Origin of the sequence: Lysobacter sp. Root494 (genome assembly GCF_001427225.1) — a bacterium.
In the GTDB taxonomy this organism is placed as follows: Bacteria; Pseudomonadota; Gammaproteobacteria; order Xanthomonadales; family Xanthomonadaceae; genus Agrilutibacter.
Map to the genome: position 1 here is coordinate 87122 of NZ_LMFH01000009.1, position 15371 is coordinate 102492.

Sequence of the window (15371 nt, forward strand, 5' to 3'; positions counted from 1 at the left end):
GGTTGTTGGAAATGGAAACCCCGGCCAGTGCTTCTGCAAGGCAGCGAAGCCTTCAGTCGTCATTCCCGCGAAAGCGGGAATCCAGCGACTTTGCCGTGGACGTTGGACATGTGGACCATCCTGGAAAAATAAAAACAAAGTCACTGGATGAACGGACATTCGTCCGTGGAAAAGACGCCCGCTTTCGCGGAAATGACGAAGTGGGTGGCGGTGGTGCAGTTAGCTCACGGATGAAAAAAGCAGTGGGTCGTCTTGCGATCCTGGCGGTAGCCGCATCGGCTCCGGCAGCTGCCTTCGCGCAGGATGCTGCCGCTGCCGCACAAGCCGCTGCACCGGTTGCCAACAAAGGCGACATCGCCTGGCTGCTGGTGTGCTCCGCGCTCGTCATTTTCATGACGCTGCCCGGACTCGCGCTGTTCTACGGCGGCCTGGTGCGCAGCAAGAACGTGCTGTCGGTGCTGATGCAGTGCCTGCTGGTGTTCTCGCTGGTGGCGGTGTTGTGGGTGCTGTACGGCTATTCGCTGGCGTTCACGTCGGGCAACGCCTTCATCGGTGGCTGGGACCGCCTGTTCGCGCACGGACTCGATGCGAATGCGATGGCGGCGACATTCACCAAGGGGGTGGTCATCCCGGAACTGGTGTTCTTCGTGTTCCAGGGCGCGTTCGCCTGCATCACCTGCGCGCTGATCGTCGGCGCGTTCGCCGAACGGGTGAGGTTCGCCGGCGTGCTGGTGTTCACCGTGCTGTGGTTCACCTTCGCCTACGCGCCGATGGCGCACATGGTGTGGTTCTTCCCGGGACCGGATGCGTTCACCAGCAACGACGCGGTGCCGGGCGTGCTCGCGCAGTCGGGCTTCCTGTTCGCGAAGGGCGCACTGGATTTCGCCGGCGGCACGGTGGTGCACATCAACGCTGCCGTCGCAGGCCTGGTCGGTGCCTACGTCACCGGCAAGCGCGTGGGCTACGGGCGCGAAGCGATCAAGCCGCACAACCTCACGCAGACGATGGTGGGCGCGTCGATCCTGTGGGTGGGCTGGTTCGGCTTCAACGCGGGCTCCGCGCTCGAGGCGAATGCAGTAGCTGCGCAGGCCTTCGTCAACACCTTCCTGGCGACCGCCGCGGCGGTGCTGGGATGGACGGCGGTGGAATGGATCGGCAAGGGCAAGCCGTCGATGCTCGGCGCGGCGTCGGGGGCGGTCGCGGGTCTTGTCGCGATCACGCCGGCGGCCGGTTTCGTCGGCCTGTGCGGTGCGTTGGTGATCGGTGCGCTCGCAGGCGTGGTGTGCCTGTGGGGCGTGAGCGGATTGAAGCGGTTGCTGGGCGCGGACGATGCGCTCGACGTGTTTGGCGTGCACGGCATCGGCGGCATCCTCGGTGCGGTGCTCACCGGTGTGTTCGCGGCGCCGCCGCTTGGCGGGTCGGGCATCTGGGATTACGTCACCGAAACCGCGTTGCCCGACTACTCCATCGCATCGCAGGTCTGGATCCAGGCGCAGGGCGTGCTGGTGACGGTGGTGGTGTCGGGCGTGGTCGCGCTCGTCAGCTTCCTGATCGTGAAGTACACCGTCGGGTTGCGCGTCAACGAGGAAGCCGAACGCGAAGGGCTCGACATCGCCTCGCATGGCGAGTCGGCGTACGAGCACTGATTCGCCGCAGCGAGGCGGAACACAGCAGCCCGGCCTGGCCGGGCTGCTGCGCCACGAGCTTCGTGCGAAAGCAGTCCGCACTTGCGCCGCCCGCAACCGGCTGAACCGCCTGAATGCATCCGGGGTGGGCGCGCGCGTCGCGCCAGCCCGATGCCGTTGCGCACCTGCTGGCGGCCGAGCACAGTACCGATTCCGCGCTGCTTCCTGATGCGATGACCGATCGCAATCGCCGCCTTCTGTTGCTGGGCCTGCCCGCCGCGGCCGCCGCCATCGTGGCGCCGTGGTGGTGGCGGCGCCAGCATGCGGGCGCACCGCACGCGCATCGCGCCGCGCAACCGGCGACGGAAGCCGCAACTGCATCGTCACCGGGCGCCCAGCCGCTGCGCATTCCCGGCAGGGATGGCCTGCTTGCCGACGTGCCCTTGTCGAAGCCATTGACGCTGCGCGCGCAAACCGGCGAATTCCCGGTGTTCGCCGGGGCGCGCACGCGCGTCTGGCATTACGCCGGCGAGCACGACGGCCGGACCATCGCCAATCCCCTGCTGCATGCAGCGCGCGGCGACACGCTCGACGTCACCGTCGCCAACCTGCTGGATGAAGACACGACGCTGCACTGGCACGGCCTGCACGTCGATGAAGCCAACGACGGCAGCGGCCTGCATCCGCTCGCGCCAGGCGCGCAACGGCATTACCGCTTCCGCATCGACAACCGCGCCGGCCTGTACTGGTATCACGCGCATCCGCACGGGCGCACCGGCTTCCAGCTGCAACACGGGCTCGCCGGCCTGCTGCTGGTCGAAGACGACGAGGAGCGCGCCCTGCGCGAGCGCCTGGGCCTGGAATGGGGTGAACGCGACCTGCCGCTGCTGATCGCGGACAAGCAGGTCGATGCGCACAACGCGATCGTCTATCGCGACGGCGCCGACGACTGGATCGGCAATCGCGTGCTGGTGAACTGGACGCCGGAGCCCACGCTCGAGGTGCTGCCGGCGCTGTACCGGCTGCGCCTGGCCAACGTGTGCAATGCGCGCCTGCTGCGGCTGGCCTTCCTCCACGAAGGCGAAGTGCTGCCGTTCCGGCTGATCGGCACCGACGGCGGCCTGCTCGCGCAGGCGTGGCAGATGGAAGACGTATTCCTTGCGCCCGCGCAACGCCTCGACGTGCTGGTCGATTTCGCCCGTGTTCCGGCCGGTGCGCGCGTGGTCCTGCGCAGCCTCGACTACGTGCCGATGGAAAACGAGGACGAGTCCGGCGCCTTGCTGCCCGATCCGATGAGTGATCATCCGGGCGCCGTGCCCATGGGTGCACCGCTCGACGTCATGCAGTTCTGCGTTGCCGGTTGCAATCGCGACACGGCCGCATCGTTCTCCATGCCGGTGCGGGTTCCCGCGACACTCTCGCGGCTGCCGCCGCCACCGGACACGGCAGGCTGGCCCGTGCGTTCACTGCGCCTGCGCATGGACGAGGAAGGCACCTGGTTCATCAACGACTGGAACTTCCACCGCGACGGCCATGCGCCTGCATTCACGGTGAAGCGCGGCACGCGCGAAGTCTGGGAAATCCGCAACAACATGACCAGCATGCCGCATCCGATCCACCTGCACGGTTTCCAGTTCCGCACCGTCTCGCGCAGCATCAGCCCGCACGACGTGCGCAGCCGGCAGGTCGCCGCGAACGGCCTGGGTCCGCAGGACCTGGGCAGCAACGACACCGTGCTGGTGTGGCCGGGTGAGATCGTGCGCATCGCCATCGACTTCAGCCAGCCGTATCACGGCACGCAGCGCTACATGCTCCATTGCCATAATCTCGAACACGAAGACATGGGCATGATGCTCACCTTCGCGGTGACCGACTGACGCCGACCAGCCGCACGACGACGACTGCGGTCTCTTTCGCCCCCGCGGCCAAGGCGCCTGGATGTCCGTTCGCGCCGTCGCTTTGCACTACGATGGTGCAATGACGGATCCCGTCGCCCCCACCCTCGACGCGTTGACCACTCCGTTGGCCTGGGCCGACGCTGCCGGCGTGCTGCTGGGCGGCAATCTCGCCATGGGCCGCTGGCTCGGCGTGAGCAGCCGGCGCCTGCCCGGGGTGCCGATGGCGGCGCTCGAAGTCGATGGCGACATGCTCGCCCGTGCGTTGAGCGAAGCCGGGGCCGATGGCATCCCGCCACGCGACTTCGCGCGGCTGCGCCACCTTGCGCTCGCGTTCCCCGGCCACGACGTACCGCGTTTCGCCGACGTCAGCCTGTCGCGCACCGATACCGGCTGGCTGTTCGAGGCACACCCGGTCGAGGAATTCCCCGGCGAGGATCCTGCCGTCGCACTGCCCTCCGCGCTGTCGGCCGCGCTGAAAGGTCTCGCCCACGAATTGCGCAATCCGCTCGCCGGCCTGAAAGGCGCCGCGCAACTGCTGGCCCGGCGCATCGACGCAAGCAGCGAGGATGCACGTGACTCGCGCGAACTCGTCGCCCTGATCGAGGCCGAAGTCGCGCGCCTGGCCGCATTGCTGGATCGCCTGCTGTCGCCCACGCCCGCGCAACCGCACGAACCGCTCAACATCCACGCCGTGCTCGAACGCGTGTTGCGCCTTGCCGAAGCCGACGCCGGCTGGGCGGTGAAGCTCACCCGCGACTACGACCCGAGCCTGCCCGAATTCACCGGCGACGCCGACCGTTTGACGCAGGCGGTATGGAATCTCGTGCGCAACGCGATCGAAGCCGGCGCAGTCAACATCAGCCTGCGAACCCGCGCCGAGCACGGCGCGCGCATCGGCGACGAACCGCATTCACTCGCACTGCGCCTGGAAATCAGCGACGACGGTCGCGGCGTGCCGGAAGAACTGGCTGAGCGTCTGTTTCTTCCCTTGGTGTCCGGGCGCGCGGAAGGCACCGGCCTGGGTCTCGCGCTGGCGCAGCAGGTTGCGCGCGAACACCGGGGCTCGCTGGTGTATCGCTCGCGGCCGGGGCACACGGTTTTTACGTTGTTGTTGCCGATGAGCGTGGAGAAGGGGCATGCATGACGAGGGTTCCGCGCCTTTCGCTCTTGCTCGTCATTCCTGCGAAAGCAGGAATCCAGTGACTTTCGCCTTCGCAACCTCAACTGCAACTGCAACTGCAACTGCAACTGCAACTGCAACTGCAACTGCAGAGCAAAGTCACTGGATTCCCGCTTTCGCGGGAAGGACGAGCAACGACAACGACAACGACAACGACAACGACAACGACAACGACAACAGCAACAGCAACAGCAACAGCAACAGCAACAGCAACAGCAACAGCAACAGCAACAGCAACAGCAACAGCAACAGCAACAGCAATTCTGCGCAGGCCCGCCATGCCCACTGATTCCGCCCGCATCTGGATCGTCGACGACGACCGCAGCGTGCGTTTCGTGCTCGCCACCGCATTGCGCGACGCCGGTTACGAAGTCGACGCGTTCGAGAACGCCGCCGATGCACTGGGCGCCTTGCGTACGCGCCGCGTTCCGGACCTGCTGTTCACCGACGTGCGCATGCCTGGCGACGGCGGCCTGGTCCTGCTCGAAAAACTCAAGGCCGCGCATCCCGAGCTGCCCGTCATCGTCATGAGCGCCTACACCGACGTCGCCAGCACCGCCGGCGCGTTCCGCGGGGGCGCGCACGAATTCCTGTCCAAGCCGTTCGATCTCGACGACGCCGTGGCGTTGGCCGGTCGCGCGCTGCCTTTGCGTAATGAGCAGATGCCTGCACACGGAAGTGCAGGTATGGGAACCGACTCCGTGCCTGCCAATGGCGGCGACACCGCGGAACTGGTCGGCGCCGCGCCCGCGATGCGCGAGCTGTTCCGCGCCATCGGCCGCCTGGCGCAGGCGCCGCTCTCGGTCCTGATCACCGGCGAAACCGGGACCGGCAAGGAACTCGTCGCCCGCGCGCTGCATCGCGAATCGCCGCGCGCAAACAGGCCCTTCGTCGCGCTCAACACCGCCGCAATTCCCGCCGAGCTGCTGGAAAGCGAGCTGTTCGGTCACGAAGCCGGGGCGTTCACCGGGGCCACGCGCAGGCATCTGGGCCGCTTCGAGCAGGCCAACGGCGGCACGCTGTTCCTCGACGAGATCGGCGACATGCCGCTGCCATTGCAGACGCGGCTGCTGCGCGTGCTGGCGGAAGGCGAATTCTTCCGCGTCGGTGGACGCGAGCTGATCCGCGTCGACGTGCGCGTGATCGCCGCCACGCACCAGGACCTCGAAACGCTGGTCGCCGATGGTCGATTCCGCGCCGACCTGCTGCATCGCCTCGACGTCGTGCGCGTGCGCCTGCCGCCGCTGCGCGAACGCCGGGAGGACATTCCATTGCTCGCCACGCGCTTTCTCGCGGCTGCGGCGCGCCGCTTCGACACCCCGGCAAAACGGCTGTCGAAGCCGGCGCTGGATCGCATGCGCGCGCACGACTGGCCCGGCAACGTGCGCGAACTGGAAAACCTGTGCTGGCGCCTGGCGGCGCTTGCGCCGGGTGAGAACATCGGCGTCGCGGACATCGAAGCCGCCCTGCCGATCAGCAACGCACCCGCAACCGGAGCCGCGGCGGCTGGCGAGTGGGATATCGCACTGGCGCAGTGGGCGCGCGCGCAGCTCGTCGCGGGCCGCGACGACATCCACGCGCAGGCGCGGGAACGATTCGATCGCGCACTGCTCGAAGCCGCGCTCGAGCACACCGGTGGCCGTCGCGCGGAAGCCGCGGCGCGACTGGGCCTGGGACGCAACACGCTGACCCGCAAGCTCGGCACGGGACGCAAACGGCGCTGACGATGCGGGCGCGCAGGCGGACAGATGCCACACATTGCGCGGTGTCGTGCTGCGCTACATTCGGACGCTCGCTCACAAGGAGGAACGCCATGCACCACCACTTCCTGCGGGCCGGCCTGGCCGGCGCCGTTCTCGCCGCACTCGCCGCATGCAGCACCACGCCGACCACGCCCGCGGGCACGGCCGCACCGTCGCGCGCGATGGCTGGGCCGGCGGTCTCCACTGCCAGCGGCGCGACGATCACGCTGGCGCCGGCCTCCGGCAGCCTGGTGAGCGGCAAGCTCACCGCCGCACCGGTCACGGACGGCGTGCGCATCACGGGTGAAATCGGCGGCCTGTCGCGCGGCAGCACCCACGCCATCCACATCCACGAGAAGGGCGACTGCAGTGCCGCGGACGCGACGAGCGCCGGCGGCCACTTCAATCCGTCGCAGCAGGCGCACGGCCGCGCCGGAAGCGGTCCGCACCACGGCGGCGACATGGACAACATCGTCGCCGATGCGAATGGCGTCGCCCGCGTCGACGTGCGCGCGCTCGGCGTGAGCCTCGGTGGCGGCGCCACCGATATCGGCGGGCGCGCGGTGGTCGTGCATGCGATGCCGGACGATTACGCTACCCAGCCGGCGGGCAATGCGGGCGCGCGTGTCGCGTGTGGCGTCATCGAGCTGGTGCCGTAACAGGCGGCGGATCGAAACCGCTTCGCTTCACTGCCCGACACATGATCATCGACATGTGGCGCCGTGCCCGCACATGTGCGCCTTTTGCGGCACGTCAGCACCGGGCGGCCCCGGGTTACCCGCACGATTGGCGTGGTCGACATCTGCCTTGTAGAAGGCTTGCTTCGCCTGCCCCTTCTCCGGCGAAGCGGCCAAGGTAGAAACAGAAAAGCGAAGCAGGCTCCGCCTGCAAACACGCAGTCAGATGGAGCGTTACATCTCCGTGCGCGCCGCGTCGTCGCTCGCGCAATGCACGAAGTTCACCGCGATGCCGTGCGCGGTCAGCACCGCCGCGATCTGTCGCTGCCGCGCCTGGAAATGCTGGTGCTGTCGCTCCAGCTTCTCGCGGCATTCCGGCGTATCGCAGGGCTCGCCGCTCGCGTAGCGCTGCTTCCACGCGCGCGGCTCGAACAGCGCGATGCGTGCTTCGCCATCGGCGTAGTGCACCAGCGGTTCCGGCGGGGCATCGAGCCAGGCTTCGCCATCGGGTTCGAGCAGCGCGGTTTCCAGCAGTGGCCACAACGGCGCCAGTCCCGCGTGTTCGTACTGCAGCGCCGTCATGGCGGCCAGATCGTGCGCGGTGAGGTACCGAGCATGTTCGATCTGCATACCGAACGCTTCCTGTGCCGCCAGCGCCGTCGAGGCGCCCGCCATGCCGCGCTCGATCAGTTCGCGTTCGAAGCGGTCGCCGACGCCGGCGACGATTTTCGCGTCGCCACCGAGCACGAAAGGAACGAGTCGAAGGGGGCCGCCGAAATAATCGGCGGAGGGCGCGAGCGCCCCCGGAAGCTGGCCGTCATGCGCCCCCACGGAAGTCGCCTGGGAAGGCGCGCCGAACGCGACGATGCGCCCCGTGGCATCACCCGGCGCCCGTGCGGAAAGTTGATCGAGTTCGCGATGCAGCGCCCAGCCGGGCCGCAGCAGTTCCACCGGATCGTAGTGCGCGCCGACGGTGACCAGTTGCAGCTGCGCGGCGTCCGGCGCGAGCGCGGCAAGATCGCGGGCGATATGCGCAGCCAGTTCGCCCGCTTCGGCCTGGGCCAGGGCGCTGCGCGCCACCGGTGCGTCGCCCCGCAACTCCAGCGCCAGTGCGCCCAGCACATGCAACGGGTGATCGGTGTGGGCGTCGACTGCGCTCATCAGGGCACGGGCCTCGGGCGGAAGCAGGGAAACGGGGATTTCGCGCCGGACGGATCCTGCGGCCGCCGCGGTTGGTCGCGCCCGAAGGCGGCGCTACACTCGCGGGCATTATCACCGTCCGCAAGAGTATGGCGGCCGGAACCGGCTCTACCAAGCTGCCCGCGCTCCGCGTCGGCGACTTCCCACATCCCAAGGTGCCCGATGCGACCCATCCGTCCCGTTGCCGTGCTCGGCGGCGTCCGTATTCCGTTCTGCCGCCAGAACACCGCCTACGCGGACGTCGGCAACCTGGGCATGTCGGTGCGTACGTTAGGTGCATTGGTTGAGAAGTTCGGCCTGCACGGGCAGCAACTGGGCGAAGTCGCGATGGGTGCGGTGATCAAGCATTCCAGCGACTGGAACCTCGGCCGCGAAGCCGCGCTGTCCTCCGGCCTGTCGCCGCTCACGCCCGGCATCACCCTGCAGCGCGCCTGCGGCACCTCGCTGGATTCGATCATCACCGTGGCCAACAAGATCGCCGCGGGACAGATCGAAGTCGGCATCGGCGGCGGTTCGGATACCACTTCCGACGTGCCGATCGTCTACGGCAAGAGCCTGCGCCGCCGCCTGCTCAACGCGGCGATGGCGAAGACGCCGAAGGACAAGCTGCGCGCGTTCAAGGGCTTCCATCCGCGCGAACTCAAGCCGGATTTCCCCGGCGTCGCCGAACCGCGCACCGGCAAGTCGATGGGCGAGCACTGCGAGGACATGGCCAAGGAATGGAACATCGCGCGCGACTCGCAGGACGAATGGGCGCTGTCGTCGCACAAAAAGCTCGCCGCGGCGTACGAACGCGGCTTCTTCGAGGATCTCGTAGTGAGTTTCCGCGGCGTGTCGCGCGACAACATCCTGCGCGCCGACTCGACGCTGGAGAAGCTCGCTTCGCTGAAGCCGGCGTTCGACAAGAGCTCGGGCCGCGGCACGCTTACCGCCGCCAATTCCACCCCACTCACCGACGGCGCCGCTGCGTGCCTGCTCGCTTCCGAGGAGTGGGCCGCCGCGCACGGCCATGAAGTGCTGTGCCACTTGCGTGACGCGCAGGTCGCCGCGGTCGACTTCGTCCATGGCGAAGGCCTGCTGATGGCACCGACGGTCGCCGTGCCGGAAATGCTGAAGCGCAACGGCCTGACCCTGCAGGATTTCGACATCTACGAGATCCACGAAGCGTTCGCCGCGCAGGTGCTGTGCACGCTGCGCGCGTGGGAGAGCGAGGACTACTGCCGCAACCGGCTCGGCCTCGCCGCACCGCTGGGCCGCATCGATCCCTTGAAGATCAATCCGCTCGGTTCGTCGCTCGCGACGGGCCATCCCTTCGCCGCCACGGGCGCACGCATCGTCGCCACCGCCGCGAAGCAACTGAAGGAACGCGGTGGCGGGCGCGCGCTGGTCTCGATCTGCACCGCCGGCGGAATGGGCGTAGTGGCGATCCTGGAGCGCTGAGGCGGGTCGTGTCAGTCCGGGTTGGCCGCCGCGTGCCGCGGCTCTGAAGTCGCGATACCATCCCCACGATGAGGATGCCGTGGGGGGATCCTCATGCCACTCACTGGGGAAAATCGGAATGTCCTACCTGTCTCCGCTCTGGATAGCGGCGCCTGTTGCCGTGTGCGCATCGTTCCTGATGTCTGGTTCTGTCCCGGTGACGCCTTCTTCGTCGCGGAGCGGCACCGTCAGTGCAACACAGCAATTGCGGGCGGGTATTGGAACGCTTCCGATGTCGTTTGAAGCCAATCGAGGGCAGACCGATGCGCAAGTGCGGTACTTCGCTCGCGGGCCGGGTTATGGGCTGTTCCTGACCGCGACCGAGGCGGTGTTCACCTTGCAGTCCCCGGGCAGCCCGGCCGAGGGGCAGGGCAGGAAACGCGAGGCCCACGACACTGCCGTACTTCGGATGTCGCTTGCGGGTGCAAGGGAGCCTGGACGGATCGAAGGCCTGGAACCGCAGCAGGCCGGTAGTCATTATTTTCGCGGCAGCGACTCCAAGGAGTGGCTCCCGGACGTGCCACGGTTCGGCAAGGTGCACTACTCGTCGGTGTATCCGGGCATCGATCTCGTCTACTACGGCAACCAGCACCAACTCGAATATGACTTCATTGTCAGTCCTGGTGCCGATGCCGGCCAAATCGGGCTCCAGTTCGAAGGAACGCGCGGACGCGACCTCGACGAAGCCGGCAACCTCATCCTGACCACTCCGTTGGGCGCTCTGAAGCAAGACAAGCCCATCGCCTATCAGGAAATCGGGGGACGCAAGCGCCTTGTCGATGCGCGCTACCGGCTGGATGGCGAGAAAGTTGCGATCGCGGTGGGAGCCTACGACCACACGCGTCCGCTGATTATCGATCCGGTGCTGAGTTACAGCACCTACCTGGGCGGCGGCTCGGATGATCTGGCAGAAGCAATCGCGGTTGACGGTGCCGGCAATACTTACCTGGCAGGGCTCACGTCGTCGACCAACTTCCCAATGCGCTCCGCATTGCAAGGCACCAGCGCCGGCGGCGGCTCGGATGTCTTCGTCGCCAAGCTCAATGCAGCCGGAACCAGCCTGCTGTACAGCACGTATCTGGGCGGAGCAGGCGAAGACGTCGCACTCGCAATCGCAGTCGATGGTTCCGGCAACGCCTATGTGGCGGGATACACGGACTCCGCCAACTTTCCAACCAAGCAGCCGCTGCAACCGATGCTCCAGTCGGCCCCCGGCTACATGAACGGTTTCGTCACCAAGCTCAACTCCAGCGGAAGCGGGCTGGTGTATAGCACCTACCTCGGAGTAACCGACGACATTGCGCACGCCATCGTGGTCGACAGCGACGGTAGTGCCTACGTGGCAGGTGACACCAAGGGGGGATTCGTCTTCCTCGGTGGCCCCTTGCAACCTGACTTCGGTGGCGGCCAGCACGATGGTGTGCTGATAAAGCTCAACCCGGCCGGTAATGACATCACTTGGGGTACCTATCTCGGAGGCAGTGACTTCGACTCAGCCACCGGACTCGCCATCGATGGTGCCGGGAACGTACATGTTTCCGGCTATACGGTCTCTTTCGACTTTCCGGTCGTGACGCCGGCCATGGGGTACAAAGGAGGAAGTGATGCCTTCCTGGCCAGCTTCTCTCGAGGCGGCACGGCGTCGTACTCGACCTATTTCGGCGGAACGGGCAGCGAATATGCCAATGACGTCGCGGTCGACCGGGCAGGCAATGTCTACCTTGCTGGAGAAAGCAACAGCGTCGATTTTCCGATCACGACGGCGAGTTCACCCCATCCCGGAGGAAGTGGATTCGTCGCCAAGATCAACCCAAATCATGCGGTGGTCTACTCGACCGCAATCGGCGGCAACAACACCTCCGAAATTCTGGGGGTTGATGTGGATGCCGCTGGTTACGCCTACGTCGCTGGCAGCACGAAGTCCCAGGATTTCCCAACCGCATCGCCATGGCAGGCCAGCTTTGGTGGCGTACAGGACGGGTTCGTAGCCAAGCTCAATGCCACCGGCACGGACATGCTGTGGGCCTCATTCCTCGGAGGAGCGCAGGACGATCGCCTCTTTGACCTCGCGGTCGACTCGACAGGCAAGGTCCATGTCGCGGGCCGCACGTACGGCAATTTTCCGCTGGTATCGGCCATGCAGGGTACTCATGGCGGTGCGCGCGATGCGGTTGTATCGCTTGTTACCGGAGCTACACCCACTTCCCCGCGGTACCGTCGCAACGACGTGCAGGATGACGGCTTTGCCGACGTGCTGTGGCACGACGATGCAGGTGGCGATCTCTGGCTGTGGAGCCGGACACACCCCACGTTGTTCCGCATTTTGGGCGCCCGTTATGAGGGCTGGTCCATCGCTGGCACAGGCGATTTCAACGGCGACCATCGTGCCGATATCGTATGGCGCAATCGCCAGAACGGCGCCAACGAGCTGTGGCGTTCCTCTAACCGTTCCAACGCGCAGGCGCTCACAGGTATTACCAACCTTGATTGGCAGATAGCGGGCGTCGGTGACTTCGATGCGGACGGCTTCTCCGATCTGCTATGGCGCAATGTGGTTGCAGGCACCAACGCGCTATGGCCACGCGCAAGCTATGCGAGCCGCAGGAACATCACTCCGCTGGCTCCACCCTGGAAGGTCGCCGGTATTGGCGATTTCGACGGCGATCGAAAGGACGACATTCTCTGGCGCAATCCAGCGACGGGAGCCAACGTCATCTGGAAGGCAGCAGCGAGCACCAATGTCCTTCCTGTAAGCAACGTGGCAACGAGCTGGCAGGTGGCCGCGATAGGGGACTTCAATGGCGATCGAAAGGCGGATGTGTTCTGGCGGAATTCCGTCACGGCTGCTAGCTCCATCTGGAGATCGGCGAATTCCGCTACCCGGCAGGCCGTAACCCAAACTAGCGCGACATGGCGCCTGGCTAGCGCCGCCGATTTCAATGGCGATGGTACGGACGACCTGATGTGGCAGAACCCGGACACGGGCACGGTTGTCGTCTGGTCTTCGGCCAATTCAGGCACGCGCTATTCCGTTAGCCAGATGACATGGAAGGCGGTGCCTTGACGTTGCGTGGTGCATGCGGCTCTACCCACGCAACCGCGGCACCCCGTGCTCGTCGCGCTCCTCGACGGCGGCCTGGTCGAATATCTTCTGGCGCATGTCGCGGCCGGGTAGTTCGTCGACGGTTTCGCCGCGAGTGGTCCGCAATGCATTGACGTAGCTCTGGCGCGCGCGCGCTTCGTCGCCGATGGAAGCGAAACCGTGGCCGAGCTCTTCCCAGGCTTCCGAGCCCGCGCCCTGCGCTACCGCGCGATGCAGGAAGGCTTCGCCCTGCGGCCACTGGCCCTGCGCCATCGCGATGCGCGCACGCGTGAGCAGCAACGAGGGGCTGGCGGGGCGCTGCTTGAGCCAACGCTCGGCGTTTTCGCGGCGTGCGTCCAGGCGCGCGGGGTCCTGTGGAACCGGCAGGCGGCCGTAGAGCGCGGCAAGCGATTCGTCCCACGTCGTGTCGAGTGCGTTTTCGATGCTCTTCGCCGCGGCGTCGTCCCAGCGCAATGCGGCAGCTCGTTCGGCGTACGCGGCGACCGTGCGTGCATCGCTGCGCAACGGCTTGGGCAGCGCTTCCCAGCGGTCGGCGAGGACGTTCGCGTCGGCGGCTTCGCGCAGGCTCGCTTCGGCCCATCGCGCTTCGAGCTCGCTCAGGCGTTCGGGCGCGACGACCTGTTGCTGTCGCAACGCGCCGAGCAGGCCGTAGGCCTCGCCCGCGCGGCCCAGCGAAGCGAGGGTTTCCGCGCGCAGCAACACGCCACGCGGCGGCAACGGCTGTGCGGCGGGCAGGTCGAGCGCCGCGAGCGCGTCGGCGTGGCGGCCTTCGGCGCGGGCGAATTCGGCGATCGCGATCGCGTGCTCGGCGGGATGCGTGGCCGCAAGAGGTTCGACGTGCTGGCGCGCGCGCGCCATGTCGCCGCGCGTGCGCGCGACGCGGCTGGCGACGAGCTGCGCGACCGTGGCGGCTTCGTCGTTTTCCGCGGCCTGGCTCAACGATTTTTCCGCCCGCGCCCAATGACCCTGTTCGGCGGCGAGCAGGCCTTCAGTGAGGCGTGCGCGCGCCTGCCTTTTGCGATGGCGGCCCAGAGCGACGAAGGGCAGGGTGAGCAGCTTCCAGACCAGCCACAGCACGAATAGCACGAGCAGCGTGCCGAGCACGGCGCCGACCAGCGTCGTGCTGTAGTCGTTGCCGCCGTAGCGGACCAGCACGTAACCCGGGTCCTGCACGAACAGCTGCGCGACCAGCGCGCCGAGCAGGATGAGGGCGATCCAGAACAGGAGGTTGCGGAACAGGTTCATGGTCGTTGGCCGGGTTTCTTTGCGGGACAGGTTTTTTCTTGCGTCTTCCCGAGCGAAGCGAGGAATCTGCTGTTCTCGAGACAACACCCTGCAACTTGACTATCAGGGCCGCAGGCGCGGCACGAACATGCAGGTCACTTCATTTTCGTCGCGGGCCGGTCCCTTGCTGTGCTCGGGATGACGCCTGACAGTAATTCCTGTTCCAACTGCTGCTCACGCGGCACCAACCAATCGTTGCTTCGATGCCGGGCGTCTTATCAGCGCGCGCGAAGCTGCCGCAGCTGCTGGAGTGTGCTGCCGAGCGTGGGCACGGAGAGTGAAAGAGGCATCGCGGCGATGTCGCGCAGCTTCGCGCGCTGCCCAGCGAGTGCGGCCGAATCGGGCGCGAGCCGTTGCAGCCAGGTATCGGCGCGGTCCAGCGCCTGGCGATACGCCACGGCGTCGCGGCGCTCGGCGGCGGCGCGCGCCAGGGTGATTTCCAGCTGCAGTCCCGCGAGCGCGGCGGCGCGGTCGGCGGTCTGCACCGCGACCGCGCGATCGGTGGGCTGGACCTGCAGCAGGTTGCCGAAGGCGCGTTCCCACCAGGGCGCCATCGCGCGCCTGGCCTGGACATCGCGCGTGGCCGGTGCCGTGACGTTCTGCGCAAAGGCGTCGAGTTGCGCGATCGCCTTCACCCGCGGATCGGCACCGAGCGCGTCGAGCGCGGTGCGTTCCTGCAGCAAGGTCTGCCGCAAGCTCAGGTAAGCCGCATCGTCGATGCCATCGAGTACGCCCGAAGCCAGCACATACGCCCGGCGCGCGCCGTCGAGATCGCCGGCGATCTGCAGGCGCTGGCCGCCGAGCACGAGCAGCATCTCGGCTTCGTCCAGGCGCAGTGCCTGCGCGCCGTGGCGGTCGGGATCGGCGAGCTTGTCGACGGTGTCCTCGAGCAGCGCCGCGCGCTGGCTGATGCCGTCGAGTTCATCGCGCAATATGCGGTTGAGCGAATCGGCCTGCTGCAGGCGGCGGCTGTTGGAGCGCTGTTCGCCACGCATCGCGTTGAGGCGCTCGGACAGCGCATCGATCTGTTGGCGCGCGTCGACCGCATCGGCCGCCTCGTGTTCGCGCCAGCGGCGCCAGCCCAGGTACAGCGCGGCGAGCAGCGCCATCAGCAGCACGAGCATGACGATGCCCGAAGAGAGCGGGCCGCGGCTGCGGCGTGGGGCGGGTCTCTCGTCGGGCG

The 15371-nt window shown here is 67.0% G+C and carries 11 protein-coding genes; 7 read left to right on the forward strand and 4 right to left on the reverse strand.

Features of this window, described 5'->3' with window-relative positions:
• Nucleotides 1–230 precede the first annotated feature (230 nt).
• From ASD14_RS14860 to ASD14_RS14870, 3 genes are all read left to right on the forward strand, one after another.
• A complete protein-coding gene (locus ASD14_RS14860; RefSeq protein WP_082539023.1) occupies nucleotides 231–1646 on the forward strand; it encodes an ammonium transporter in 1416 nt (471 codons plus the stop codon).
• 113 nt (nucleotides 1647–1759) lie between these two features.
• The gene (locus ASD14_RS14865) at nucleotides 1760–3502 is read left to right on the forward strand and encodes a multicopper oxidase domain-containing protein (protein WP_056135641.1); all 1743 of its coding nucleotides are present in this window, start codon (nucleotides 1760–1762) and stop codon (nucleotides 3500–3502) included.
• A 100-nt stretch (nucleotides 3503–3602) separates the two neighbouring features.
• A complete protein-coding gene (locus tag ASD14_RS14870; RefSeq protein ID WP_056135893.1) occupies nucleotides 3603–4667 on the forward strand; it encodes an ATP-binding protein in 1065 nt (354 codons plus the stop codon).
• Nucleotides 4668–4802: 135 nt separating this feature from the next.
• On the opposite strand, the gene ASD14_RS16155 is transcribed toward ASD14_RS14870, so the two are convergent.
• Nucleotides 4803–4958: a hypothetical protein gene (locus tag ASD14_RS16155; protein WP_157475455.1), complete on the reverse strand. Its 156-nt coding sequence runs from the start codon at nucleotides 4956–4958 to the stop codon at nucleotides 4803–4805.
• Between the two features lie 23 nt (nucleotides 4959–4981).
• On the opposite strand from ASD14_RS16155, the gene ntrC reads away from it, so the two are divergent.
• Both ntrC and ASD14_RS14880 read left to right on the forward strand, forming a co-directional pair.
• Nucleotides 4982–6427, forward strand: a complete 1446-nt coding sequence (ntrC, locus tag ASD14_RS14875) for a nitrogen regulation protein NR(I) (protein WP_056135642.1) — start codon at nucleotides 4982–4984, stop codon at nucleotides 6425–6427.
• 200 nt (nucleotides 6428–6627) lie between these two features.
• On the forward strand, nucleotides 6628–7104 hold the full coding sequence (locus ASD14_RS14880; RefSeq protein WP_235565427.1) for a superoxide dismutase family protein: 477 nt from the start codon (nucleotides 6628–6630) through the stop codon (nucleotides 7102–7104).
• Nucleotides 7105–7356: 252 nt separating this feature from the next.
• Here ASD14_RS14880 and ASD14_RS14885 read toward each other — a convergent pair whose 3' ends face one another.
• Nucleotides 7357–8283: a hypothetical protein gene (locus tag ASD14_RS14885; RefSeq protein ID WP_056135649.1), complete on the reverse strand. Its 927-nt coding sequence runs from the start codon at nucleotides 8281–8283 to the stop codon at nucleotides 7357–7359.
• 201 nt (nucleotides 8284–8484) lie between these two features.
• Between ASD14_RS14885 and ASD14_RS14890 the strand changes: the two genes are divergently transcribed.
• Together ASD14_RS14890 and ASD14_RS14895 are read left to right on the forward strand one after the other, a co-directional pair.
• Nucleotides 8485–9762: an acetyl-CoA C-acetyltransferase gene (locus ASD14_RS14890; RefSeq protein ID WP_056135652.1), complete on the forward strand. Its 1278-nt coding sequence runs from the start codon at nucleotides 8485–8487 to the stop codon at nucleotides 9760–9762.
• A gap of 118 nt (nucleotides 9763–9880) precedes the next feature.
• Nucleotides 9881–12865, forward strand: coding sequence for an SBBP repeat-containing protein (locus ASD14_RS14895; protein WP_082539024.1), 2985 nt, complete (start codon nucleotides 9881–9883; stop codon nucleotides 12863–12865).
• 21 nt (nucleotides 12866–12886) lie between these two features.
• Here the strand turns inward: ASD14_RS14895 and ASD14_RS14900 are convergent, their stop codons facing one another.
• Both ASD14_RS14900 and ASD14_RS14905 read right to left on the reverse strand, forming a co-directional pair.
• Nucleotides 12887–14149, reverse strand: a complete 1263-nt coding sequence (locus tag ASD14_RS14900) for a heme biosynthesis HemY N-terminal domain-containing protein (RefSeq protein ID WP_056135656.1) — start codon at nucleotides 14147–14149, stop codon at nucleotides 12887–12889.
• 257 nt (nucleotides 14150–14406) lie between these two features.
• Nucleotides 14407–15312 carry a uroporphyrinogen-III C-methyltransferase gene (locus tag ASD14_RS14905; protein ID WP_056135659.1) on the reverse strand — a complete coding sequence of 302 codons (906 nt, stop codon included), beginning with the start codon at nucleotides 15310–15312 and terminating at the stop codon, nucleotides 14407–14409.
• Nucleotides 15313–15371: the final 59 nt, after the last annotated feature.